The organism is Amycolatopsis antarctica (assembly GCF_002262875.1).
Lineage (GTDB): Bacteria > Actinomycetota > Actinomycetes > Mycobacteriales > Pseudonocardiaceae > Amycolatopsis > Amycolatopsis antarctica.
In genome coordinates this window covers 19,333-42,730 of the sequence record NZ_NKYE01000017.1, presented here as the reverse complement: position 1 = coordinate 42,730, position 23,398 = coordinate 19,333, and the positions used below count along the sequence as shown (strand labels likewise).

The 23,398-nt window shown below is 69.0% G+C and carries 16 protein-coding genes; 13 read left to right on the top strand and 3 right to left on the bottom strand.

Translation table 11 applies throughout. The annotated features are described in order from the left end of the window. The first annotated feature begins 40 nt into the window (after positions 1 to 40). From CFN78_RS23185 to CFN78_RS23165, 5 genes are all read left to right on the top strand, one after another. The gene (locus CFN78_RS23185; RefSeq protein ID WP_165777679.1) at positions 41 to 655 is read left to right on the top strand and encodes a type VII secretion system-associated protein; all 615 of its coding nucleotides are present in this window, start codon (positions 41 to 43) and stop codon (positions 653 to 655) included. 135 nt (positions 656 to 790) lie between these two features. Further along, positions 791 to 2,134 carry a YrhB domain-containing protein gene (locus tag CFN78_RS23180; RefSeq protein WP_240519641.1) on the top strand — a complete coding sequence of 448 codons (1,344 nt, stop codon included), beginning with the start codon at positions 791 to 793 and terminating at the stop codon, positions 2,132 to 2,134. A gap of 16 nt (positions 2,135 to 2,150) precedes the next feature. Next, the gene (locus tag CFN78_RS23175; RefSeq protein WP_110495027.1) at positions 2,151 to 2,798 is read left to right on the top strand and encodes a type VII secretion system-associated protein; all 648 of its coding nucleotides are present in this window, start codon (positions 2,151 to 2,153) and stop codon (positions 2,796 to 2,798) included. 42 nt (positions 2,799 to 2,840) lie between these two features. Then, a complete protein-coding gene (locus CFN78_RS23170; protein ID WP_110495026.1) occupies positions 2,841 to 3,488 on the top strand; it encodes a type VII secretion system-associated protein in 648 nt (215 codons plus the stop codon). A 220-nt stretch (positions 3,489 to 3,708) separates the two neighbouring features. Then, positions 3,709 to 5,196, top strand: coding sequence for a class I adenylate-forming enzyme family protein (locus tag CFN78_RS23165; protein WP_094865001.1), 1,488 nt, complete (start codon positions 3,709 to 3,711; stop codon positions 5,194 to 5,196). Between the two features lie 15 nt (positions 5,197 to 5,211). Here CFN78_RS23165 and CFN78_RS23160 read toward each other — a convergent pair whose 3' ends face one another. Next, positions 5,212 to 5,514 (bottom strand): Smr/MutS family protein, encoded by a 303-nt coding sequence (locus CFN78_RS23160; RefSeq protein ID WP_240519640.1) that lies wholly within the window; start codon positions 5,512 to 5,514, stop codon positions 5,212 to 5,214. Positions 5,515 to 5,705: 191 nt separating this feature from the next. Continuing rightward, positions 5,706 to 5,903, bottom strand: a complete 198-nt coding sequence (locus CFN78_RS23155; protein WP_094865000.1) for a hypothetical protein — start codon at positions 5,901 to 5,903, stop codon at positions 5,706 to 5,708. Between the two features lie 617 nt (positions 5,904 to 6,520). Here CFN78_RS23155 and CFN78_RS23150 point away from each other — a divergent pair. The 3 genes from CFN78_RS23150 (at position 6,521) to CFN78_RS23140 (ending at position 8,520) form a co-directional block, all read left to right on the top strand. Next, positions 6,521 to 7,747 (top strand): cytochrome P450, encoded by a 1,227-nt coding sequence (locus CFN78_RS23150; protein WP_094864999.1) that lies wholly within the window; start codon positions 6,521 to 6,523, stop codon positions 7,745 to 7,747. A 241-nt stretch (positions 7,748 to 7,988) separates the two neighbouring features. Continuing rightward, on the top strand, positions 7,989 to 8,234 hold the full coding sequence (locus CFN78_RS23145) for a hypothetical protein (RefSeq protein WP_094864998.1): 246 nt from the start codon (positions 7,989 to 7,991) through the stop codon (positions 8,232 to 8,234). Between the two features lie 61 nt (positions 8,235 to 8,295). Beyond that, entirely contained in the window at positions 8,296 to 8,520 is a 225-nt protein-coding gene (locus tag CFN78_RS23140) for a hypothetical protein (protein ID WP_094864997.1), read from the top strand. 245 nt (positions 8,521 to 8,765) lie between these two features. Here CFN78_RS23140 and CFN78_RS23135 read toward each other — a convergent pair whose 3' ends face one another. Further along, the gene (locus CFN78_RS23135; RefSeq protein ID WP_165777678.1) at positions 8,766 to 9,371 is read right to left on the bottom strand and encodes an AfsR/SARP family transcriptional regulator; all 606 of its coding nucleotides are present in this window, start codon (positions 9,369 to 9,371) and stop codon (positions 8,766 to 8,768) included. 627 nt (positions 9,372 to 9,998) lie between these two features. Between CFN78_RS23135 and CFN78_RS23125 the strand changes: the two genes are divergently transcribed. Genes CFN78_RS23125 through CFN78_RS23105 form a run of 5 tightly spaced genes read left to right on the top strand, consistent with a single transcriptional unit; the run spans position 9,999 to position 23,397 of the window. Further along, positions 9,999 to 10,487 (top strand): acyl-CoA thioesterase, encoded by a 489-nt coding sequence (locus CFN78_RS23125; RefSeq protein ID WP_205660624.1) that lies wholly within the window; start codon positions 9,999 to 10,001, stop codon positions 10,485 to 10,487. Then, positions 10,484 to 12,280, top strand: coding sequence for a fatty acyl-AMP ligase (locus CFN78_RS23120; protein ID WP_094864994.1), 1,797 nt, complete (start codon positions 10,484 to 10,486; stop codon positions 12,278 to 12,280). Before CFN78_RS23125 ends, CFN78_RS23120 begins: the two co-directional genes overlap by 4 nt. Continuing rightward, complete coding sequence (locus tag CFN78_RS23115) at positions 12,277 to 15,825, top strand: FAD-dependent oxidoreductase (RefSeq protein WP_094864993.1); 3,549 nt, start codon at positions 12,277 to 12,279, stop codon at positions 15,823 to 15,825. Before CFN78_RS23120 ends, CFN78_RS23115 begins: the two co-directional genes overlap by 4 nt. Then, on the top strand, positions 15,822 to 17,366 hold the full coding sequence (locus CFN78_RS23110; protein ID WP_094864992.1) for a PfaD family polyunsaturated fatty acid/polyketide biosynthesis protein: 1,545 nt from the start codon (positions 15,822 to 15,824) through the stop codon (positions 17,364 to 17,366). Before CFN78_RS23115 ends, CFN78_RS23110 begins: the two co-directional genes overlap by 4 nt. Before the next feature lie 10 nt (positions 17,367 to 17,376). Beyond that, entirely contained in the window at positions 17,377 to 23,397 is a 6,021-nt protein-coding gene (locus CFN78_RS23105; protein WP_094864991.1) for a type I polyketide synthase, read from the top strand. Position 23,398 lies beyond the last annotated feature (1 nt).

The window sequence follows — 23,398 nt, the reverse complement described above, 5'->3', positions numbered from 1 at the left end:
CCCGAGCGCGCGGAACCAGTGAGGGGCCATCATGGTGGCGATGACTGACGCGACCGGCAGTACGGACAGCTCGCAGGAGTGGTTCCTGCTGATGGACCCGGGGTGGCGCCCCGCGTCGGCGGACGAGGCTCCGCCGATCGAGGCGGTCGTCGGGCTCTGGCCGGTCGAGGAGGGCAGGCCGGGGAAGTTCCGGGCCAACCCGGAGTACGTTCCCGCTGACCAGAACTCGCCGACGGATCCGCTGGACGCCGTGCTGCACCTGGTGCTGCGCGGCAGCGCCGAGGCCGAGCACATTCAGTTGGTGCTACGGGACTCGATGTTCGACATCGCGGAGAACGGCGACGGCTACCCCCTGATGATGAGCTCGCCGGACGACATCTCCTGCGTCGTCGTGGCGACCGGAGAATCGCATCGGCGGCGAATCAGCTCGCCGCAGTGGCGGCGGATCGACCTGGACGAACTGGTCATGCTGCTGGCCGACGGCGTGGACGTGTTGTTCAACCCGGCCGGCTCCGCCTCGGTTCGGCTCACCGGCGACTTCATGCGCGAGACACTGCTGATGAGCGAGGATGAGGCGGCCGAGCTCTACGCGAACCACCAGGACACGAGTGGACTACGGGTGACCAGGTGGGAGGGCGAAAGAGGCGAGGGCTGACGGCCGTCACGGGCCGTTCGCCCCGGCGCGACACCCCATCGGGCGTGCGGACGGTCAGAACTGATGCACGGTCGGGCAGCATCCGCCCGCGGGCGTACTCCGCCGGCGGATACTCGCCGACATGAGGAGCGAGGGGTGAATGTGTTCGCCGAGCGGGCCCGTGCCTGGCTGACCGGGACGTACGGCGATCTCGTCGTGCTCGCCGATCGCAAGCCGATCCGGGTCTCCGCACACGCGGAGTACTTCGGCTGCCGGCACGCCGACGCTCGCGAGCCGATGCTGGCGTCCACGATCTGCGTGCCGAAGGACGGCCGCGATCCTTTCCCGGTGGCCAACGCCGAACCGCTGGACGAAGCCACCAACCTCGACTTCAGCCCCGGTGAGCCGGGGCCGTGGCGGTGGCGCACCAACGCTCGCAACTGTGTCGTCGCCATGGACGCGGTGGTCGATGGCCGCCCCGCCTCCGCTGCCCGGTGGCAGCCCGCGGACGAGGCGCCCGGTTGGTGGGACCGGTTGTTGTCCGGCCACTTCAGCACCGCCGAAGTCTCCTCGTGCTCGTCCTGGGCACAGGTCAGGCAGGCTGTCGCCGACGGTGGCCCGGGTACCCGCGGTGTGGTGTGGTTGCGCCGCGCACTCGATGGCCGGGAGCTGACCGGCCACCTGCTCTACGCCTGGCACGACGAGGAGACCGGGCAGGCCCTCGTCTTCGACCCACAGCTCGGTGCCGAGGCCACGACGAACGACCGTGAGGTGGACAGCCTGCTGCTCGCGCGGTTCCACCGGCCGACGGACACCTCGGGCGCGGAGCAGGGAAAGCCCTGGGAAGCGGCGGCGGAGGACTTTCCGGCCGCCGTGGCGAAAGCTCGTGGCTGGCTGGACCTCGTCCACGGTGGCCGGACGGTGCTGGTCGCACCGGAACCGGACGACGAGACCCGGCGCGGCTGGCTGTTCGCCTGCACCACGAAGCGGTACCTGGAGACCGGTGACTGGCGCGAGCAGATGCTCGACGCCGCGCTGCTGGTGCCCAAGGCCGTCGGCGAAATCCCGTTCGGGCTACCGAACCGCGACCCGTGGACGTGGCTCCAGGACTGGGACCACGGCGTTGTCGGCCTGCCCTCGCCGCCGGAGACAGAGCCCGGCCCACCTGCCTGGTTCGCCGCGCTGACCGACCGGATCGGCACACCGGAGGGTGCGCGCGCACATCCGCACTGGACCGGCGTGCTGGCCGAGCTCAACGACCTGGCCGTCGACTCCATGGCGCTGATCTGGTTGCGGCGCAGGGATCTTCGGGAACGGGAAACGGTCGGCCGCCTGTTGTGGGCGACCAAGACCGAAACGGGGGTACGGGTTTTCGACCCGACCGCGGCGGAGGGCGCGCCCCCGGTCGACGACGACCCGTTCGAACTGCGAGTGTTCCGGGTGAAGACACCCTCCGGTTCGGCCGCTCGCGTCAACCCGGTCATGACACCGAACCGGTAGGAGAGGAGGAGCTTCGATGGAACAAGGAGCCGGAGCTTTGGACACGACCGAGGGCCCGCTGGAGGACTGGTTCCTGCTGATGGACCCGGAATGGCGTCCCTCCTCGGCGGACGAGGAACCGCCCGCGGAGTCGGTCGTCGGACTGTGGCCGGTGACCGAGGGCGCGATCGGGAAGTTCCGGCCCAACCCGGACTACGTGCCCTTCGACGCCAACTCGCCGTCCGACCCGCTCGACGCCGTCCTGCGGCTGGCCCGGCTCGGCCGCGCCGAGACCTGGCACCTGCAGCTCATGTTGCGGGACACCCTCTGCGACGTCGCCATGCGCGACGAGGACAACGCGCTGGTGGCGAGTTCACCGGACGAGGTGCCCTGCGCCGTCGTCGCCACCGCGCACCAGCACCGGGCCCGTATCAAGGCCCCCGGGTGGCGGCGTGTCGACCTGATCGGCCTTGCCGAACTGCTCTCCGACGGTGTGGACGTGCTCTTCAACCCCGGGGCCGCCACATCCGTCCGGCTGACAGGGGATTTCGTCCGGGAGACCACCCTGCTCGAGGACGGTGACTTCGGCGCACCCGACGACATCGAGGGCATCGAGGAACTGCGGATCCTGCGCTGGGAGCCGGGTGTGCCGGCGACCCCGGACCTCGGTGGCCGGGCCGAATAGGCCGGCACAGCGATCAGGTAATCGGTGGAGGGACCAGAGACCATGGCTGACCGGGGCGACAACCGCCTGCTGTTCGTCGATCCGGCGGCGGCACCGCCGGCGAAGGGTGAGCAGCCGCCCACCGAATCCATTGTCGGCGAATGGCCGGTGGAAGACGGGAAGGCCGGGCGGTTCCGCGCGAATCCCGGCTACGTTCCCGCCGGGGCCGACTCGCCCTCGGACCCGATCGACGCGATACTGCGGTTGCTGGCCCGCGAAGAGGCGGAGCCGGACCAGGTCCGGCTGCTGATCCGGGACTGCACCTTTCAGATCGCGATGAACGGTGACGGCCGTCCGCTGATCGTGCGGTCGCAGGACGGCATTTTGTGCGCGGTGGTCGCCACCGCCGAGACGCAGCGTCGCCGGATCGCGTCTCCGGAATGGATACACGGCGACGTCGAGGAACTGGTCGACCTGCTTTCCGACGACGTGGACGTGCTGTTCAACCCGGGCGGCCCGGCCGCTGCCCGGCTCGCCGGGTCGTTCGTCCGTTCGGCTCGGACACTCGAGGACGGGGACGTGGACGCGGCCTACGCGGGTTTCCTCGAACGGGGGGTCGAGGTGCCACCGGGTGAGAACGACAGTACCGAGGCCGTGTTCGCGAGCGCCCTCGTGGTGGAAAGCCCGTCGCCGCGCGATATTTCCGGGTAGCCCGCCGAATGGTGCCGTCCGCATTCTCGGCCCATTCGGAACTCGTCATTCGGGCTCATTCCCGGCCGTTACGTCACGGTTCACCCGATTTGCCGGTGACATCCAGTCCGTTCTCACTCGGCAATCTGTCTCTTCGTCCCGATCTCGGCCGCCGGGCAGTTTCGGCTGGCATTCTACGCCGGACACGATTGTTGGCTTCTGGATTGGAGTCGTGGCGGGAATGCCCGAGAACCTGACGCAGTACTTCGCCGAGCTCGTCCGTGCCGAAGGCTGGAGCGACCGGGCGGCGTTCCTGACCGAGGATCGCGTCTGGACGTTCGCGGAGGTGTTCGACGGTGCCGCGCGGGTCGCGAACGGGTACCGGGCCGCGGGACTGTCCCGTGGTGATCGGGTACTGCTCGCCCTGCCCGACAGCATGGAGATGATCTGGTGCCTGCTGGGTGCGTGGCAGGCCGGAATCGTCGCCGTACCGGTCAATGTCCAGATGAGCCAGCAGGACCTGACCCGCGACGTGGAGACGGCAGAGCCGACGCTCATCGTCGTCGACCCGGAGACCGCGTGCTGGCTCGACACCGCCGGACTGGCCCCGACCGCCGGGGTGGAACCCCTGGCCGCTGCGGAACCGGACAGCAAGTTCGCCGACGGCGGGGACGCGCCGGCGCTGGCCGTGTTCACCTCCGGCACCACCGGTGTGCCGAAGCTGTGCTTCTTCCTTCACCGCAACTTCCTCGATCAGCGCGTCGGCACCGGCGCGGCCGGACCGGACACCGTCGGGCTCTCCGTGTCGCGGATGTACTTCTTCGGCGGCCTGAGCGCCTCGGTGCTCACCACGCTCTCGACCGGGCAGACCGCCGTGCTCTCGCGCCCGCGTGCCACGCCGGCCGCCGCGATCGAGCTGATGCGCCGCCACCAGGTCACCAACCTGTTCGCGCAGCCCAGTTTCCTGGCCCGGCTACTGCTCGAACCCGGCCACGCCGAGGTGCTCGGACGGCTCCGGCTGGTGACCTGTGCGGGCGAGGTGCTCTCGGCGCGGATGCGTGAGCACCTGGTACCGATCATCGGTGACCGGCTGATCAACGGCTACGGCGCGACCGAGATCGGCGGAATCGCCGTCGGGCAGCCCGCCGCCTACGAGGTCGCCTCGGCGGTCGGGCCGGCCTTCGACGGGCGACCAGTGCGGATCGTCGACGCCGAAGGGGATGCCCTGCCCACCGGCCAGCGGGGTGAACTGCGCATCCGGGTCCCCTTCGCGACTCGCGGAGTGGCCAGGGGCAGTCTCGGCCCCGACCAACTGACCGACACCTGGTGGCGAACCGGGGACCTCGCGTCGATCGACGAGAACGATGTGGTGCACGTCCACGGACGACTCGACGATGTCGAGGTGATCGGTGGGCAGAACGTGGTGCCCGGCGAAGTCGAACGGCTGCTGGAGAGTCACCCGCGCGTGCTCGAGGCCGCGGTCAGCGCGGTGCGGCGTCCGGCGGGGGACACCAGCCTGCGCGCGTACACGGTGGTCACACCCGGAAGCGGTGGCGACACGGACGACGGAAACGGTGCCCTGGGCGCGGAACTGGTCGATCTCGCCCGCGCACACCTGTCCTGGTACAAGGTCCCGCAGGATGTCGTGTGGCTGGATGCCCTGCCCCGCAACGGAAACGGCAAAATTCTGCGAAGGAAGCTGCGCTCGGACGGCGATCAGTTCGTGTAGGGCGAGGTTGTTCGCCTACTTCAGGTGCACCAGCACCATTCCCTCGTTGCCGGGGGCCACCTCCACACGCCGGTACAGCTTCTTGAGGTGGGGCTGGTTCAGCATGGCGAGGACGCGGCTCCTGAGTTTCCCGGAACCCTTGCCTGGAATGATCTCGACGAGTGGCACTTTCTCGCCCGCAGCACGAAAGATCGTGTTGCGTATGGCCTTGTCGATGTCCCTGTCGCTGCGGAAGAGCGGGTGAAGATCCACCGTCAGCTTATCCGGCATCGCATTCTCCCGGTGCGCGTCGATCCTGGTCTCGCCATGTTCGAGCACAGTGCGAGCTGTAGGACGAAGGCTATCGCGGATCTGAGGTGAACCCATCCGCTGCGGACCGGTCGGCCGATGTTTCTGAACCCGATGGTGCCGAGCGGCGCTTTCCCGGGACCGACAAGGTGGAAAAGAACATGCGGCCGGAGTCCCGCGAGTAGATCTCGCGGGACTCCGGCCGCATGGGACCGCGTGACTCAGACGGACGGGGTCAGGGCCCAGGCGTCCTGGGGTGTGCCGTAAGTGATCACGTTTCCGCCCTTGGAAGCCCGGAAGTTTCCGGTCGTCACCAGGAACTTGGCCGCACCGTCGTGACCGAAAACGTTGATCTGCTCCACGTTCCCGCTGCCACCGAAACTACCGGCGTTGAGGCACTTGCCACTCGGCACGATCACCGTCGACAGTCCTCCTCGCGCGGGGAACTCGACGGAAGAATCGTAGGAACCGTCAGAGCAGACCCGAAAATCGGCGCCGGCAGCGGAAGCGGGCACAGCCGTGGCGATCGCGGCCCCGGAGGCCACGGCCCCCACCGCGAGTACCGCACACGCCGAACGCTTGACACCATTCACAATACGCATAGTCTTCTCCCTTTGATTGCGACCGGTTGCCCGATCAACCTGTAGCGAGAGCGACGTTATGGCAGCCATCGCCGGAAGAAAAGTTTCAACGAAATGGCGGCACTGTCCGACAATGAATACTGCTCGAATGTACCGTGCATGACGATTTGGTCCGAATCGCGAGGTTCGTCGATGCCAGTCGATATGCAGGTGCGGCTCGGGTAACAGGCCAGATGCTCACCGGTGCCAGGTCCTCCCGGTGAGTCCGGCGCGTACGGGGAGCGTCGATAGCCGACCGGGCACGATCCGGCCGGCCGTCTGGCCAGACGCGCACCGGTACCGGACACTGTGCTCGCGGCGCGGCACCGGTCCTCAGCGGCGGGCGTTCGCCGATCCGCGGCCGGAGTCGATCCGTTGCGCGGGCAGGAGCATCCGGACGAGGAGGCACATTGTCGTTGGAGAGCAAGGCCATTCCGCTGCCGTTGCCGCGCGAACAGGTGTGCCCGTTCGGGCCACCGCCGGAGATCGAGGAGATCCGGCAGAGCTCCTCGCTGACGCGAGTGCTCTGCCCGACCGGCATCGAAGCGTGGCTGGTCACCCGCTACGCCGACGTCCACGAGGTACTCGGGGACTCGCGGCGATTCAGTTCGCGGGTGGGGATGGCCGGGCACCTGCTCGCCAATCAGCCGCCGGACGCTCCGGTGGAGGAAGGCGACTTCAACCGGATGGACGGCGAGGACTACCTGCGATTCCGCCGGGTGATGGCCCCGGCGATCAGCACCGTCAAACGCACCGAACTGTTCCGGCCGCTGGTGCGGAGCACCGTTGACGAGTTGCTGGACGGCCTTGCCGCCGAGCAGGGGCCGGTCGACCTGCACCAGAAGTTCTCGAATCCGCTCACCTCCTCGATCATCGCCGAACTGCTCGACGTACCGCACGGTGATCGCGAGCTGTTCCGCGATCTCGCCAAGGCTCTCTTCGACAGCACCATTGATGTCGAGGCCCTCGACGCTGCCCGGCTACCGCTGTTCGGATACCTGCACACTCTGGTGGTCGAGCGCATGCGGACGCCGGGCGAGGACGTGATCAGTGTGATGGCGGCGAAGGGCAAGGCCGCTGAACGTCCGTTCACCGAGCTCGAACTGACCAAGGTTGCCGCCGGCTTCCTCGCGGCCGGTTTCGACACGACGGCGGCGGCCATCAGCTACGGCATTCTGGCACTGCTGCGCCACCGCGAGCAGTTCTCCTTGTTGTGCGACGATCCCTCGCTGGCGCCGGACGCCGCCGAGGAGATTCTGCGGCTACTGGCTGCCGGGTCGGGAATGCTGCGGGTCGCGACAGTCGACACCGAGGTGCGCGGCACCCGGATCGCGGCCGGTGATTTCGTGGTGGTCTCGGCGCAGGCCGCCAACCACGATCCGGCCCGATTCACCGCCCCGGATCGGCTGGACATCACCAGAACGCGCCGTCAGCACCTCGCCTTCGGCCACGGCCCACACCAGTGCCCTGGCCAGCACGTCGCGCGAATGGAACTGGTTGCCGTACTGGCCGCGCTGCCACGCAGAGTTCCTTCACTGCGGCTTGCCGAGCCGTTCAGCGAGATCGAGTTCAAGAAGGACACCGCGGTGTTCGGTCCGGTTCGGCTGCCGGTCACCTGGGACCACGTTCTGCCCGGATCCTGACGGAATGGTTCCGGTGGCGGAGCCCGCGGCACCAAGACAGCCATCGCCACCAGGTGGAAAGCAGGTATGAACAGTCAGTGGTTTCGGTGTCGGCGGGCACTTCCGGCGAAATTACCTTGATCGTCCCTGCGCGGTGTCAGATCATTTGTTGACACCGATACCTCAAATTCTCGGTGGGTTTCACTTCTCTTGTTTGTTCACCGGTGCTGGACACCGATTGCTTCCCTTTGGAAGGACTATCATGCTGAAGAAGCTCATCGCAACCGCGGCATTCGCGGGTGCATCGTTCGCGATCATGGCACCGACCGCGTCCGCGGCACCGGCCGCGCCGGAGTCGAACGTGTCGGCTGCCGCGGCGCATTTCGCCGGGGTGTACCCCAACGCCAACGCGGCTCGTAAGGCGTGTAACGACGGCATCAACCAGGGTCGCTGGCGCGGCTGCAGCTACGAGTTCAAGCAGGGTCAGACGCTGCTCTGGGTCGTCTGACAAAAAGCGGTTCTTCGTTTTCGGTACTGATTACCGACCATTGTTTTTCGAAAGGATTGACATGCTGAAGAAGCTCGCCACAACCGCTGCGCTCGCGGGCGCATCCCTGGCGATCATGGCACCGGCCGCCTCGGCTACCACGGTGCATTTCGGTGGGGTGTACCCCAATTTCTCGGCTGCCAAGGCGGCGTGCCACGACGGCATCAACCAGGGTCGCTGGTGGGGTTGCAGCTACCGGACGCCGGCGCCCGGCCCCCAGACCGAGCTCTGGGTTCAGGTCGGCTGATCACGAGACCTTCTTCGTGGAGTGTGAAGGTGCGCGCACAGGCGCACCGGAGAGCGTTGATGTGTGCTGGTCGGTCTTGGTGACCGCTGCCATGTGAACGATGATCACGGAATTGGTGAACGCTTTCCGCGGTGTTCGGTACTGACGGCACGCCGAACACCGCGGAAAGTTCGCCCTGCGACGTACGCACGCACGGTGCCCGAATCTGACCGGGTCACCGGGTGGATCGAGTACGCATGCGTGAATCAGACCGCTGCGGCGTCGGCGCTGATACGGCCGAGTGCGCGATCGGCGATGTGATCGATCGCGGATTCATGGATGTGACCGCCGAACGTGTCGTCCAGAAGTGCGAACAGACCGTCCGTCACGAACGGTCGCATCTCCTCGGTCACGAGATCTTTCAGGATCTGCTCGGGAAACAGGGAAGCCGCCTCGTCGATCAGGTCCGCCAGGTCCCCGGGATCGCGGTTCAGCCTGCGGTGCTTGAGCATTTTCAGGCGCGCGTGGAGGTCGATGGAGTCCGGGTCGCCCACGGCGCGGTAGCCGGCCCCTACCGTCTCGATGTCGATGGTGGTGACGCCGGCCGCCGAGATTATCGACCTGAGCCGGTAGATGGCCGTCGCGACTCGGCGCGGGCCAGGCGACGCGGGCAGCGTGTGTGGCCATACCAGCCTGGCCAGGTCCGCCGAGGAAACGGTGCGGTTGACGTTCATCAGGAGCAGGCCTAGTAGACGGGCGCGCTTCGGGGACCGCCGCCAGATCGTGCCGTCGACACCGTTGACACGGAATTCTCCGAGAATGCACACGTCCGGCCCACCGAACGCGACCGACGTTGCGGACTCCTGGGGCAACCGTCCTCCTCTGCTTGCGCCCTCCTTGTTCGCCAGGACAGGGCATGGCGCCATCCTGAACCAGGCTCGGCGGGCGGCCCAAGTGAAAGCGGCAGGTCAGGGCCGAACGTACAGAAACCTTGGTAATCGGGTCAGGCCGCAGCGGTCAGGGAGCGGCTTCGGTCCGCGTCAGACCGCCTTGGATGCGTTCGTCCCGACCGGTCTGGACATGATGCGCCAGGTGCGCTCGTTCCGGCCGATCGAGCGGCCGTTCGGGTCTGGCACGGTGATGGAAGCGCCCGCTCCGGGCGAGGTCCCGCATGACGGTCACCATGCCGCGAAGCGTGACAGCCTGATCCACCTCACGCTCGGCCTCGACGGAGTCGCCCGCCCGCATGGTGCGCAGCCCGGTTGTGTGCGACGTGCGGGAGCCAGCTCAGCAGAATCACTGAGCAGAACGGGCAGACATCTGGTTCGGGCCGGATCCGCGAGTTGTCGGCCGGTAGTTTAGGTCCAGGTCGTCGTCGCCTGGTTGCGGGCTCTGGACGGTTCGGACGCAGGCAGCCATCGCACGTCGTCCTCGGCGGAAGCATCCGTTTCCGCCGATGAGGCCCGGGCCCCGTAGCCGATTTCCGAGGGAGCGCACGCTTGTCCGTTGGTATCCAGAGCGAACCCGCCGAGTACGGCCTCGTCCGCTCCGTCTTCGTGAGCCTCGACGATCTCGATCCGTCCGGAGCGGTGCACAGCGCGCGCTATCCACTGATGCTGGAACGCGTCATCATCGCCTACTGGCTAGGCCGCGGATGGAACTTCGACGCCCGTACGTCCCGAATCCCGGACGTGCTCCAGGTCGCGCGGGAGATCAAGGTCTCGTACCACGCGCCGATCGTCGGCATCGGCGAAGTGCGACTGCACCTGTGGATCGAAGCCGCGGGCCGAACCAGCTTCACCTACGGGTTCGCCTTCCGCTCAGCGGACGGCACCACCCTGCACGCGACCGGCCATCGTGTGCAGGTCCGCCTGGACCCGGCCACTTTCCAGCCCACTCCGCTAAGTGCCGAAGGCGTGGCGGAGCTGGCCCTTTTCGCCAAGCCGGGCGTACTGGCCGGGACGAACGACCGTGAGGCCGCACGATGACCGCGCAGCAGAGCACCGGACAGGAACGGACGGTCACCGGGGAGCGAACGGTCGCGGCGGCTTTCGCCGAGTTGCACGCCAGGGACCCGCAGCGTGAGTTGTTCGTCTTCGTCGACGACCACGGTCGCGACGCGGAACGCCTCACCGTCGACGCGCTCGCCGGGCAGGCAGACGAGGTCCGCGCGCTCCTGCACGATGCCGGGATCAACGCCGGTGACCGGGTTCTCCTGATCCACCTTCCCTCGCTGGATTTCATCGCGGCCTTCCTCGGTTGCCTGGCCGCCGGGGTCATCCCGGTGCCGCTGGCGCCACCCAACCCGTTCAAGCTCGCGCACGACGTGCGGGCGGTATCCGCGATCGCCGCCAGTTCCGGCGCCCGGGCGTTGCTCACCCACACCGCGTACCGGGACCTTGTGGCCGCGGCCGCGCCACTGCCCTTGGACGGACCGCAGTGGCCCGAGCTTCCGTGGCTGCACCCCGGTGCTGCCATCGGCGTGGACGCGCCCGTCTCCCAGCCGTCGCTCTGGCCCGCGCCCGCGGATCTGGACGATCCGGCTTTTCTGCAGTACACCTCGGGATCCACCGGCTTCCCCAAGGGGGTGGTGGTCAGTCACCGCAACATTCACCACGAACTCGACGCCCTCGCCGCCGATCTTGTCCTCGGCGACGACACGGTCGCCGTTTCGTGGGTGCCGCACTTCCACGATCTCGGACTGATCAGTTTTCTGCTCAACACGCTCGCCGGGAACGCAGGCCGCACGTACGTGATCTCACCGCTGAGTTTCCTGCAGCGTCCCGCCGTGTGGTTCGACGTACTCTCCCGGGTGCGCGGCACGCACACCTCCGCACCGAACTTCGCTTACGACCTCATGGTGCGCAAGACGACCGCCGAGCAGCGTGCCGCCTGGGATCTGAGTTCGCTTCGGGTGCTGGGGTCGTCGGGCGAGATCGTGCAGCCCTCGACCGTCGAGAAGTTCTTCTCGGTGTTCAAGAGCACCGGCATCACCCGGGAGATGTTCTGCCCGGGATACGGCCTCGCCGAGCACACGCTCAGTGTCAGCATGGGCACCGGCGGACCGCTGGCTCTCGACCGGGATCAGCTCGAACAGGGCCGCGCGGTGCCGGCTGCCGAAGGATCGAGCCGGGTTCCGGCGGTGTTCTACGGCAGTGGCTGGGTGACGAAGACCGGGGCCGGCGTGCGAATCGTCGCCCCAGAGACAGAAAGGCCGTGTGCGCCCGACGAGATCGGCGAGATCTGGATCGACTCGGCCACAAAGGCGCGCGGGTACTGGGGCCTCGTGGAGGAGAGCCGCGAGACGTTCCGGGCTGTGGTCGCCGACGGTGATCCGCGGGGTTATCTCCGAACCGGAGATCTCGGTTTCCTGCGGGACGGCGAACTCTATGTGACCGGTCGGTTGAAGGACCTGATCATCGTTCACGGCCACAACTACTCGCCGCAGGACGTCGAAGACAGCGTCCGAGGATGCCACGCGAGGATTCGCGGCGGCGGAGTGGCCGCGTTCTCGGTGCCCTCGCTCGACGGCAAGACTTCGGGGGAGCGCCTGATCATCCTTGCCGAGACCAGCGGTGCCGATCCCGGCGACGCGCTCGTCGCGGAGATCCGTGCCGCGATTCGGCGCAGCGTCCGCGATGACCACGGTCTCGCCTGTCACGAAGTGCTGGTCGGCACCGAGCTGGTGCTGAAGACGACCAGCGGCAAGGTTCGCCGTACCGCCTGCCGGGAAGAGTTCCTGCGCCAGGAGGTTGGCGGAGCCGTCGAGGCGAGGTCGTGAGCGACGACTTCGACTTCCCTGGCCTGCGCGTCTCGACCGGCCCGGGGGACCCGCGGTTGCACGATATCGACGCGGATTTCCGGGCGTTGCTCGACGAATTCGGCACGGCGGCCGCGACGGGAAGGCTCACCCGCAAGCGGGTCTTTCACACTCGGGCCGCGGTGCTGCGGGGAGTCATCCGGTTCTTCGACGTCCCCGGTGTCCCGGTGCATCCGTTCTACGCCGGTGGCCGGCGGTATCCCGTGCTCGCCCGATACAGCAGTGGTGTGTCCTCCGACGATCTGGCGCCAGGCATTCGTGGGCTGTCCTTGCGGTGGCTGGATCCGGGCAACCTGACGGACAACGGGGGATCGCCGTTCTCCCTGACCTTCAACACCGGTGCCCGGCTGTTCGCCCCGGACGCGTCCACCTTCGTCCGTTTCGTGCTGGGTGACGACGCCGAGCGCGCGGACATCGTGCGTTCGACGCCGGACGCCTCGGCACTGCTGTGGGACCAGATCCGCGATCCCGTTTCGCTGAGCCGGTACCACTACCACTCGCAGGTGCCCCGGATACAGATCGACGCGACCGGCCGGCCGTGGCTCGCGCGTTACCGGCTCGTGCCCGTCGAGGACCTGCCCGATCCGGGACGCCACGCCCCGCACGGACGACTGTTCCCGCCCACGACGCTCCTCCGCGATTCCGCGGAAACGCGCTCGTCGACGTTTTTGCGGGACGAAGTGCGGCGGCTGGCGGACGAGGACTCCGTGCGCGCCCTGTTCCAGATCCAGCTTTTCCCGGTCGGTGGCGACGCCGAGGCCAATCTGGTCGCACTGACGCCTTCTTCGTCGTGGTCGATGGAAACCTACCCCTTCCGATCCATCGGTGAAATCCGATTCGACGAGGCACTGGACGAACCCACCGCCGAGGGTGTCCTGTTCGACCCGGCGGTGGCTCCGGAGGGGCTCGGCATCGCGCTGGCCCGCTCGCCTCATGAACCGGCGTCGGTCAATCACGCCCGCACCCTCGTCTACCGCGCGGCACACGCCTCCCGGAGAGGGGCCCGGCCGCCGCGATCGCCGGCACCGGAAGTGCCCGCGCCCGGTGGTGATATGTCCGGCACGGAGCGGACGATCTGTGTGGTCGGTGCCGGTCCCGGCGGTCTCTCCGCGGCGTACGAACTGGAGCGCTTGGGCCATACCGTCGTCGTCCTCGAACAGGCCGAGGAGGTGGGTGGGAAGTCGGTGTCGGTGGACGTCGACGGCCGCGCCTACGATCTCGGCGCGCACCTCTGCACCACGCGCTACCAGGAACTCGCGAGGCTGGCCGGTGAGTTCGGGCTCGACACCGAAGACACCACGCTGACCCAGATCTACGACACGGCCACCTTCTCGACGCGGCTGCCCAGCGCGGCGTTCTTCACTCGGGACGGCTTCGGGCGCTACGCGCGGACGCGGACGAACTCCTTTGACGAGATCGCCCGGCCCGGCCTCGCGCACTCCGCGCGCGCATTGGCGCAGCCGGTGCGGGAATGGCTGCGGGACAACGACTTCGGCGCAATGGCCACCTCGTTCGAAGCCGGGTACACCTCCTCGGGTTACGGCTATCTCAGCGAGGATCTGCCCGCGCTGTACTTCGTCAAGCACGCCGAGATGACCGGTCTCCTTTCGCCGGACAGCGCGCGCACACGCCACGATGGCACTTTCACCGTGGCCGGCGGATTCGGCAAGCTGTGGCGCCGCGTCGCCGACGAGCTCGCCGATGTGCGCACCGGCGTGGAGATCACCGCCATCGATCGCGGTGGTGACGGCGTGCGGGTGCGTACGGCCTCCGGGGTCGTGCGGGCCGACGACCTGGTCCTCGCCGTGCCGCTCGACCGGCTGGCCGGGGTCCTGGACACGACCCCGGCCGAGGATGCCGTCGCGTCGAAGGTCCGGGTGATCGACTACTACACCGTGCTCTGCCGGATATCCGGGCTGCCGCGCGACGGGCTGTACCTCACCGACGACGGGGCCGGCGCCCCGCCACGCGGGCACTGCGTCGCCTACCACAACCGGTATTGCGACACCGACGTCTACACCTGCTACTCCTATGGTGCCGAGGGGACCGGGGCCGAGGAGATCACGGCGAACCTGCGCGAAGACGTGGCGCGGCTCGGTGGCGAGGTGACCGAGGTGCTGGTCGTCCGGCGCTGGCCGTTCTTTCCGCACTTCGCGAGCGAGGATGTCGCCGACGGTATCTACGACCGTCTCGAAGCACTGCAGGGACGCCGCCGGACCTACCACGTGGGGGGCTTGCCCGCCTACGAACTGATCGAGACGACGGTCGCCTACTCCCGCGAGCTGGTCGTGAAGTTCCTCGGTGGCAAGGAGAATGCCGCGGAAACCGACTCCGCGGACATCGCCGGGGACGCCGTCGAGACGTCAGGTCCGAGCCGGAGTGCGGCCGATATCCGCACCTGGCTGGTGCACCGTCTCGCCGGCGAACTGGAACTCGTCGAGGAGGAGATCGACGCGGGCGCCCCGCTCGAGAACTATCCGCTCGACTCCCTGGCCATCGCCGGGCTCCAGGCGGAACTTTCGGACTGGCTCGGTTTTCGCGTCCCGCCGACACTGCTACTGGAGTATCCGACCCTGGAGGTCACCGCGCGGCGTCTCGCGGAATCGTTGCCGGATAAGAAAGAACCGGAGGAGCGGAGCGAATCGGGCACCGCGACACCGTTCCTCGCAGTGCCTCTCACCCCACCCCGGCCGTTCTTCTGCGTGGGTGGCAGCTCCGGCGCCGCCTACCAACTGCTGCCGCTGGCCCGTGCTCTCGGTCCGTGGCAACCGTTCTCGGGCCTGCAGTCGCCCGGTTACGACGGCGCGGAACCCGTGCTGGACACCGTCGAAGCGATCGCCGAGCGCTATGTCGAGGACATCCGTGCGGTCCAGCCACGCGGTCCGTATCTGGTGGGCGGCTACTCCTTCGGTGGCCTCGTGGCCTACGAGATCGGCCGACGACTGCGGGAGGCGGGCGAAGAGGTCGCGGAGATCGTGCTGATCGACAGCTACCTGCCAACCTCGGGCCAGGATCTGCCGGTGTGGGACGAGAACGCGGCGCTGGGCGAGTTGGTCGCCGTGCACCGGGCGATGGCCGGGATCCAGGGCGAAGGACTTTTCCTCGATCCCGGACTGTCCCTCGACGAGCGGCGTGACGCGGTATACGAGGAACTGGAGATCAGCGGGGTGCTCGGCGCCCGCCGTCAGCTCGACCGGCTTTTGCCGGTGTACCAGGCGAATCTCGAAGCGAACGTGCGCTATCGCCCGCCGGACTCTGATCTGCCGGTAACCCTGTTGCGCGCGGGCGACCCGTTCCCGCCGGTCTTCGGCCGGGCCCGGCGCCCCGCGATGCCACTCGGCGATCCGGCCCACGGCTGGGCGGGCGTACGGACAGGCGGTTTCCGGGTGGTGGACGTGCCCGGCGGGCACTTCACCATCTTCACCAGGGACAGAGTGGATGGACTGGCCGCGGCGCTGCGCCAGGTGCTCTCCGGCGACCGGGTGCTCACCGAGGTGACCTCATGACAGTTTCCTCCGCTCCCGCTTCGCTCACGGACGTGGTGCGCCGGGTCCGCGAGCCGGTGCACGTCGTCGCGCGCGACGACGGCGGGATCGACACTGTACTCGGCGATCCGACCGGTTCGCGCGCACTCGCGACCCTGCCCCCGCTCTACCCGGAGTGGCTCGGCGACCGCTCGTTCACCGAACTCCACGGCACCCGGTTTCCCTACGTGACAGGCGAAATGGCCAACGGTATAGCCACGACGGACATGGTGGTGGCGATGGGCCGGGCCGACATGCTCGGCTTTTTCGGTGCGGCGGGGCTTTCGCTGCCGAGGGTGGAACGAGCCGTGACGACGATGCGGGAAGCGCTGCCGGGCCGGCGCAACTGGGGCGTCAATCTCATCCACGCGCCCCAGCACCCCGACTGGGAGCAGGGGATGGTGGACCTTCTGGTCCGCGAGGCGATCCCCGCGGTCTCGGTGTCGGCGTTCATGGATCTGACCCCGAACGTCGTCCAGCTCGCCACCTGCGGCCTCCGGCGGGACGGGAACGGGGGGATCTCCCGTCGCACCCAGGTGTTCGCGAAGATCTCCCGACCCGAAGTCGCCGAGAAATTCATCTCCCCGGCACCTCGTGCGATGCTGGAAGCCCTCCGGGCTCAGGGTCGTATCACCGCCGAGGAAGCCGAACTCGCCGCGTTGATCCCGGTGGCCGAGGACATCACCGTGGAGGCGGACAGTGGCGGGCACACCGACAACCGCCCGCTGGTATCCCTGCTGCCGCGCATGCTGACCCTCGCCGCGCGGGTCGCCGAGCGCGACGGCCATGGCCGCTCCGTGCGTGTCGGCGTGGCCGGCGGCCTCGGTACTCCGCACGGGATCGCCGCGGCCTTCGCCGCCGGGGCGGCCTACGTGGTCACCGGTTCGGTGAACCAGACCTGTGTCGAAGCGGGGATTTCTGCCGACGCCAAGGAAATGCTGGCCCAGGCCGATGTCGCGGACGTGATCATGGCACCGGCCTCGGACATGTTCGAACTCGGCGTGAAGGTCCAGGTACTGCGGCGCGGCACGATGTTCGGCCCCCGTGCCAACCAGCTCTATCAGATCTACCGTGACTACCCCTCACTCGAAACGATTCCGTTTCCGGAGCGGGAAAAGCTGGAGCGATCGGTTTTCCGCGCGGGTATCGAGGACATCTGGGCGGAGACCCGTGAATACTGGCTGCGCCGGGATCCGGCCGAGGTCGACCGCGCCGTCTCCGAGCCGAAACACCGTATGGCGCTGGTTTTTCGCTGGTACCTCGGCAAGGCGAGCTGGTGGGCGATCGAGGGCGAGAGCGCTCGCCGTGCCGATTACCAGCTCTGGTGCGGCCCGGCGACCGGCGCGTTCAACGACTGGGTGCGGGGGAGCTTCCTGGCCGAACCCGCGCACCGCGGCGTCGTCCAGGTGGCCCGCAACCTGCTCGAAGGTGCCGCGGTGATCACCAGGGCCCACCAACTGCGTACCTACGGCGTCCCTGTGCCTTCGACGGCCTTCGGGTTCGTTCCCCGCCGGCTCACCTGAGGAGTCCACCGTGACCGAGAACCAGCCGAGAACCGTACCGCCGATCGCCATCGTCGGGGTCAGCGCGCTGCTGCCGGGCGAGCCGGGTGCCGAGGGATTCTGGCGGACGGTCGCGTCCGGCGAGGATCAGGTCACCGACGTCCCCGCGACGCACTGGCTCGTCGAGGACCACTACGACCCCGACCCCACAGCCCCGGACAAGAGCTACGCGCGCCGCGGCGCCTTCCTCGCGCCGGTTCCGTTCGACCCACTGGCCTTCGGTATTCCTCCCAAGGCCCTCGAAGCCACCGACACCAGTCAGCTACTGGCCATGGTCGCCGCCGACCAGCTCCTGTCGTCACTGGGCCCGGACGGTCTATCTACAGTGGATCGTGAGCGCACGAGTGTCATCCTCGGCACCTCCTCGCTGGAGCTGCTCACCACGATGGGTGCCCGGATCCAGCGGCCGGTGTGGCACAAGGCCATGCGCGAGAGCGGGATCTCCGAAGACGATGCGCGGGCCGCGTGCGACCGTATCGCCGCGCACTACGTGCCCTGGCAGGAGGCCACGCTGCCGGGACTGCTGAGCAACGTGGTCGCCGGGCGGGTGGCGAACAGGTTCGATCTGCACGGCAGCAACTACACCACCGATGCCGCCTGCGCCAGCTCACTCGCTGCCGTGTCCAGCGCGATCAACGAACTGGCCCTCGGACAGGCCGATCTCGTCGTCACCGGTGGCGTGGACACGCTCAACGACCCGGTGATGTACACCTGCTTCAGCAAGACGCCCGCGCTCTCGCGGACGGGAGACTGCCGGCCGTTCGCCGAGGACGCCGACGGCATGATCCTCGGCGAAGGCATCGTGATGTTCGCTCTGCGGCGGCTCGCCGACGCGGAGCGCGACGGCGACCGGATCTTCTCGGTCATTCGCGGGGTCGGCACGGCGTCCGACGGCCAGGGCGGGGCGATCTACGCACCGCAGTCGGGCGGCCAGGCCCGGGCACTGCGGCGGGCGTACGAGACAGCGGGTTACGGTCCGGACACCGTCGGCCTCCTCGAAGCACACGGCACCGGCACCGCTGCCGGCGACGCCGCCGAGGTCGCCGCCCTGCGCACCGTGTTCGGCGAATCCGGCCGTACCGACACCGCGTGGTGTGCGCTGGGGTCGGTGAAATCCCAGATCGGGCACACGAAGAACGCCGCGGGCGCGGCCGGCCTGCTCAAGGCGACCCTGGCGCTGCACCACAAGGTGCTGCCGCCGACGATCAAGGTCGACCGGCCCAACCCGGCCCTCGGGCTGGACGGCGGTCCGTTCTACCTCAACACCCAGGCCCGGCCGTGGATCAGCGACGGTAGACACCCCCGGCGCGCAAGCGTGTCCAGCTTCGGCTTCGGTGGCACCGACTTCCACGTGACGCTCGAAGAACACTGCCCTCCGGACCAGGCCCCGCCGACGTACCGGATGCGCGCCGCGTCGAGTGAACTGGTGCCGCTGTCCGCGGAATCCCCGGCCGCACTCGCCACCGCTGCCCGCGAGCTCGCCGCCGATGGCCGTGAAATCACTGCTGTGGCAAGGAAAAGCCAGGATGCTTTCGATCCCGCCGCACCGGCCCGCCTGGCGGTGGTGGCGAGCTCCCTCGCCGACCTGGCGGCGAAGCTGCGCTCCGCCGCGGACCGGATCGATGCCGACCCCGTCATCTCGTTCGCCGGTCCCGGTGGCACGCACTACGGCGCCCAGGTAGCCGAACCCGGACGGATCGCGTTCCTGTTCTCCGGCCAGGGCAGCCAGTACGTCGGTATGGGCGCGGAGCTCGCGATGCTGGTACCCGGCGCCCGGGAGAGCTGGGACGCCGTCACCGCGTCCGGTACGGGTGGCACGAAGGACGAGCCGCTGCACCGGGTCGTCTTTCCGCCCCCCGTGTTCTCCGACGACGAACGCGCCGAGCAGCGCGACCGGCTGACCCGCACCGAGTGGGCACAGCCCGCGCTCGCGGCGCAGAGCCTGGCCGTACTGTCGGTGCTCGATCTGCTGGGAGTCCGCCCGGATGCTCTGGGAGGCCACAGCTTCGGCGAACTCGTCGCGCTGCACGCCGCGGGCTGCTTCGACAATGAGACCTTGATGGCGCTGTCCCGGCGGCGCGGTGAACTGATGCGTGACGCGGCGAGCGTACCGGGCGCGATGACCGCCGTGATCGGCGATTTCGGCGAGGTCGGCGAATTGGTCGAGGCCGCCACCACCGGCGAACTGTGGATCGCGAACCACAACGCACGCCGGCAAGTCGTCGTATCCGGCGCCGAATCGGCCGTGGCCGCCTTCGAACGCCGGACCGTTGACGCCGGATACACCGTCCGGCGGCTCGAAGCGTCCGCGGCGTTCCACAGTCCGCTTGTCGCGGATGCGGCCGCGCCGTTCCGTCGCGCGCTCGACAGCGAGACCATCGCCGCCCCCCGGATCCCGGTCTACGCCAACGCGGACGCGACGACCTACCCGGCGTCGCCGGACGCCGTGCGTGCTGGTCTCGCCCGTCAGTTGGAGGTCCCGGTCCGGTTCGTCGACCAGATCGAGGCCATGTACGCCGACGGCGTCCGGACCTTCGTGGAGGTCGGTGCCAACGCGACCCTTACCCGGTTCACCGGGGACATCCTGGCCGATCGCGAACACCGCGCTGTCAGCCTCGACCGGGCGAAGTTCCGGGGTGCCGACGTGCTGCACGAGGCATTGGGCCGGCTCGCGGTCGGTGGTCTCCGCCTCGACTTCGCGGCGCTGTGGAATTCGTACGGACCCGTCGAGGAGGAACCGGCAGTGGACACGAGGCCGTCGATGACCGTCGATCTGCTCGGCGCCAACTACGCCAAGCCGTACCCGCCCGCCGGTGGCGACGTGCGGTTGCCGCCGCCCGCGCCACCTCGTCCCGCACCGGCCGTCGCTGCGGTCCCCGGTGCCTCCGCGCCCGCCGAATCGCCGACTCCGGCGCCCGCCACCCCACCGCTGGCGAGCCCGGCACCGGCCGGTTTCGCCAACGCGATCGCGCCCGCGAACGAAACCGGTCCGGCGCCGGAGGCCGCTCCCGGCCGGTCCTCCTCCGCGACTGAGCACCCGGCGGCGCGAACGACCGGTGACACCGAGTGGCTGCACGCGCTGCGTGAAACCCAGCGGCAGGCCGGTGAGGCGCACGCCGCCTACCAGCGTGCGATGGCCGATTCACACCTGGCCTTCCTCCGGCTTTCCGAGGTCGCACTGACCGGGCTTTCCGGGGCAACGCCGGCGCCGCCGCCCGCTGCGGATCCACTGTGGACTCCCGCGCCCGAACCGATACCCGCCCCGGTATCGCAGGCCGAGCCCGTTGCCTTCGCGGCGGAGCCGCCCGTTGCCGAACGTGCTGTGAGCGAAGTGCCCGCTTCGCAAGCGATTCCGGAGCCGGCGACGCGCTCGCCCCAGCGGTCCGCCACCGAGCCCGTTCACCCGTCCGCCGGTGGTGTGTCGGTGGATGTTGCCGGGTTGCTGGGGGTGGTGGCGGAGAAGACGGGGTATCCGGTGGATGTGCTGGATGTGGGGATGGAGTTGGAGTCGGATCTGGGGATCGATTCGATCAAGCGGGTGGAGATTCTGTCGGCGGTGCGTGAGCGTTTCGGTGTGGTGGCGGAGGTGGACGGGTCGGTGCTGGGTGCCGCCCGGACGTTGGGTGAGGTCGCGGGTCTGCTGGGCGCGGATACCGCAGGCGCGGATACCGCATCGGAAGCTCCGGTGGCGACGGAAACCACCGTCGCCGGGAGCACCGCGACCCCCGTGGACGCCGTAACCCCGGCCGCTCCGTTGCGGCTGGCTTTTCGACCTGTCTCGGCTCCCGCGATCGGTCTCGCCCTCCCGGGTCTGCTCGGCAGCCGGGTCGCGATCACCGGCGGCACCACAGAGATCGCCGCCGGACTCGCGAAGGAGCTCGCCGGGCACGGCATCGAAGCGAGTGCCGAAGCCACGGTGCCGCCGGGAATCGGGGGCGTGATCCACCTCGGCGAATTGCCAATGGGGTCCACAGCGGACAGTGGGATCGATTCGGCCCGGTCGGCCTTCTCCCTGGCACGGGAATTTTCGGCCACCCGGGCGGACGGCCCCGGGGTGTTCGTCACCGTGCAGGACACCGGGGGCGACTTCGGCCTCGCCGGCGTCACCTCCGGCCAAGGCGTCGCCGGTGGTGCCGCCGCGCTGGCCCGCACGGCCGCACGGGAATGGCCCGGCATCAGCGTCAAGGCGCTCGACCTCGACACTCGAGGGCACAGTGAAGCCGACTTGGCCCGGCTCATCGCCGGGGAACTGCTCACCGGAGGCACCGCCACCGACGTAGGTCTCGGCACGACCGGCCGCACCGTGCTCGAAACCACGGAGCTCGGCACCGTCGAATCCGCGGCGGTTTCGCCGCGACGGGAAGGCCGGATCGGTCCACAGTCGGTGATCGTCGCCAGCGGTGGCGCGCGCGGGGTCACCGCGGCGGCGCTGTGCGCGCTGGCGGAGGCCTGCGCGCCCAGGATCGTCCTCATCGGACGGACACCGCTGACGACCGAACCCGCGTATCTCCGGGAGACACACGGAGAGCAGGCCGTCCGGAACGCCGTCATCGAGCACCTCCGTGCCGGCGGCGCCGCGCCGGAACCCCGGCGCATCAGGAACGAGACCGCGCGCGTGCTCGCCGCCCGGGAGATACGCGACACCCTCGGCGCCATGGAAGCCGCGGGCGCGGTCGTGCGTTACGTGACCGCCGACGTGACCGATACCGAAGCCGTCCGCGCGGCACTGGACGGTGTCCGCGCCGAGTGGGGGCCGATCACCGGGATCGTGCACGGCGCGGGAGTGCTGGCGGACAAGCACATCCGGGACAAGACCGACGAGCAGTTCGACCGGGTCCTCGACACCAAGGTCGGTGGGTTGCGTTCGCTGCTTGCCGCCACCGCCGCGGATCCGCTCGACCTGCTGTGCGTGTTCTCCTCGGTCGCCGCGTGCTACGGCAACGCGGGGCAGAGCGACTACGCGATGGCGAACGAGATCGCCACCCAGCTCGCCGCGGCAGAACAGGCCGCCCGACCGGACTGTCTCGTCCGATCGATCGCCTGGGGTCCTTGGGAAGGCGGCATGGTGGACACCTCGCTCGCCGCGCACTTCCGCGCCGCCGGCACGGCGCTCATCCCACTGGCTTCGGGGGCGCGCGCCTTCGTGGACGAAATCCTCGGGCACGCCGGGCCGCTGCGGGTGGTGCGCGCGGCCGGGCACCCGGAAAGCCCTCTCCCTGTCACCGGGGAGCTGGCACTGTCCGCGCACAGTCACCCGTACCTGACCGACCACACGATCGCCGGCACACCGGTGCTCCCGGTCGCGATGGTGCTGGAGTGGTTCACCGGTGCCGCGCGGGCCGCGTCGGACAGCGCCGTCACGAGCGTCGCCGAGGTGGAAGTGCTCAGCAAGATCGCTCTCGACGACTTCGCCGACCAGGCCCGGGTCCTGCGTCTGGCCGCCGAGCCCGCCGCCGGTGGCTCGATCGCGCTCACCCTGCACGGGCAGCGTCCGCATTTCCGCGGGAAGATCGGCGACGCCGTAGGCGAGATCCCCGAACCGTGGAGCGACCTCACCGGACTGAGCCCGCTGGCCCGGGAGATCTACGACGGGCACGTGCTGTTCCACGGCCCCGCGTTCCAGGCGCTCGTCGCCCTCGACGGGCTCTCCCCGGACGGGGCGAGCGGTACCCTCGCCGGTACCCGGCGGCTCGGGTGGCCCGGTACGGACCGGCACACCGACCCGGCCGCGGTCGACGGTGCGTTGCAACTCGCGACGCTGTGGGCCGAGCGGGTACTGGGTACGGCGGTGCTGCCCATGGGACTGGACGAGTTCCGGCTCCACGTTCCCGGACCACTCCAGGACACGGCGACGGTGCTGGTGCGCGCGGGTCGGTCCGGCGGCAGCGAAGCCCGGTGCGATGTGCGGGCGTCCGGTGTGGACGGCCAGCCGATCTTCGAGCTTCGCGGGGTCCGGCTCGTCGCCCGGCCCGACAGCGCACCGCGGACCTAGG

Bases quoted from the DNA above. Each gene is read 5' to 3' on its own strand.
- CFN78_RS23185 (WP_165777679.1), top strand. From the start codon at position 41: ATGACTGACGCGACCGGCAGTACGGACAGCTCGCAGGAGTGGTTCCTG.
- CFN78_RS23175 (WP_110495027.1), top strand. From the start codon at position 2,151: ATGGAACAAGGAGCCGGAGCTTTGGACACGACCGAGGGCCCGCTGGAG.
- CFN78_RS23170 (WP_110495026.1), top strand. From the start codon at position 2,841: ATGGCTGACCGGGGCGACAACCGCCTGCTGTTCGTCGATCCGGCGGCG.
- CFN78_RS23165 (WP_094865001.1), top strand. From the start codon at position 3,709: ATGCCCGAGAACCTGACGCAGTACTTCGCCGAGCTCGTCCGTGCCGAA.
- CFN78_RS23145 (WP_094864998.1), top strand. From the start codon at position 7,989: ATGCTGAAGAAGCTCATCGCAACCGCGGCATTCGCGGGTGCATCGTTC.
- CFN78_RS23140 (WP_094864997.1), top strand. From the start codon at position 8,296: ATGCTGAAGAAGCTCGCCACAACCGCTGCGCTCGCGGGCGCATCCCTG.
- CFN78_RS23120 (WP_094864994.1), top strand. From the start codon at position 10,484: ATGACCGCGCAGCAGAGCACCGGACAGGAACGGACGGTCACCGGGGAG.
- CFN78_RS23110 (WP_094864992.1), top strand. From the start codon at position 15,822: ATGACAGTTTCCTCCGCTCCCGCTTCGCTCACGGACGTGGTGCGCCGG.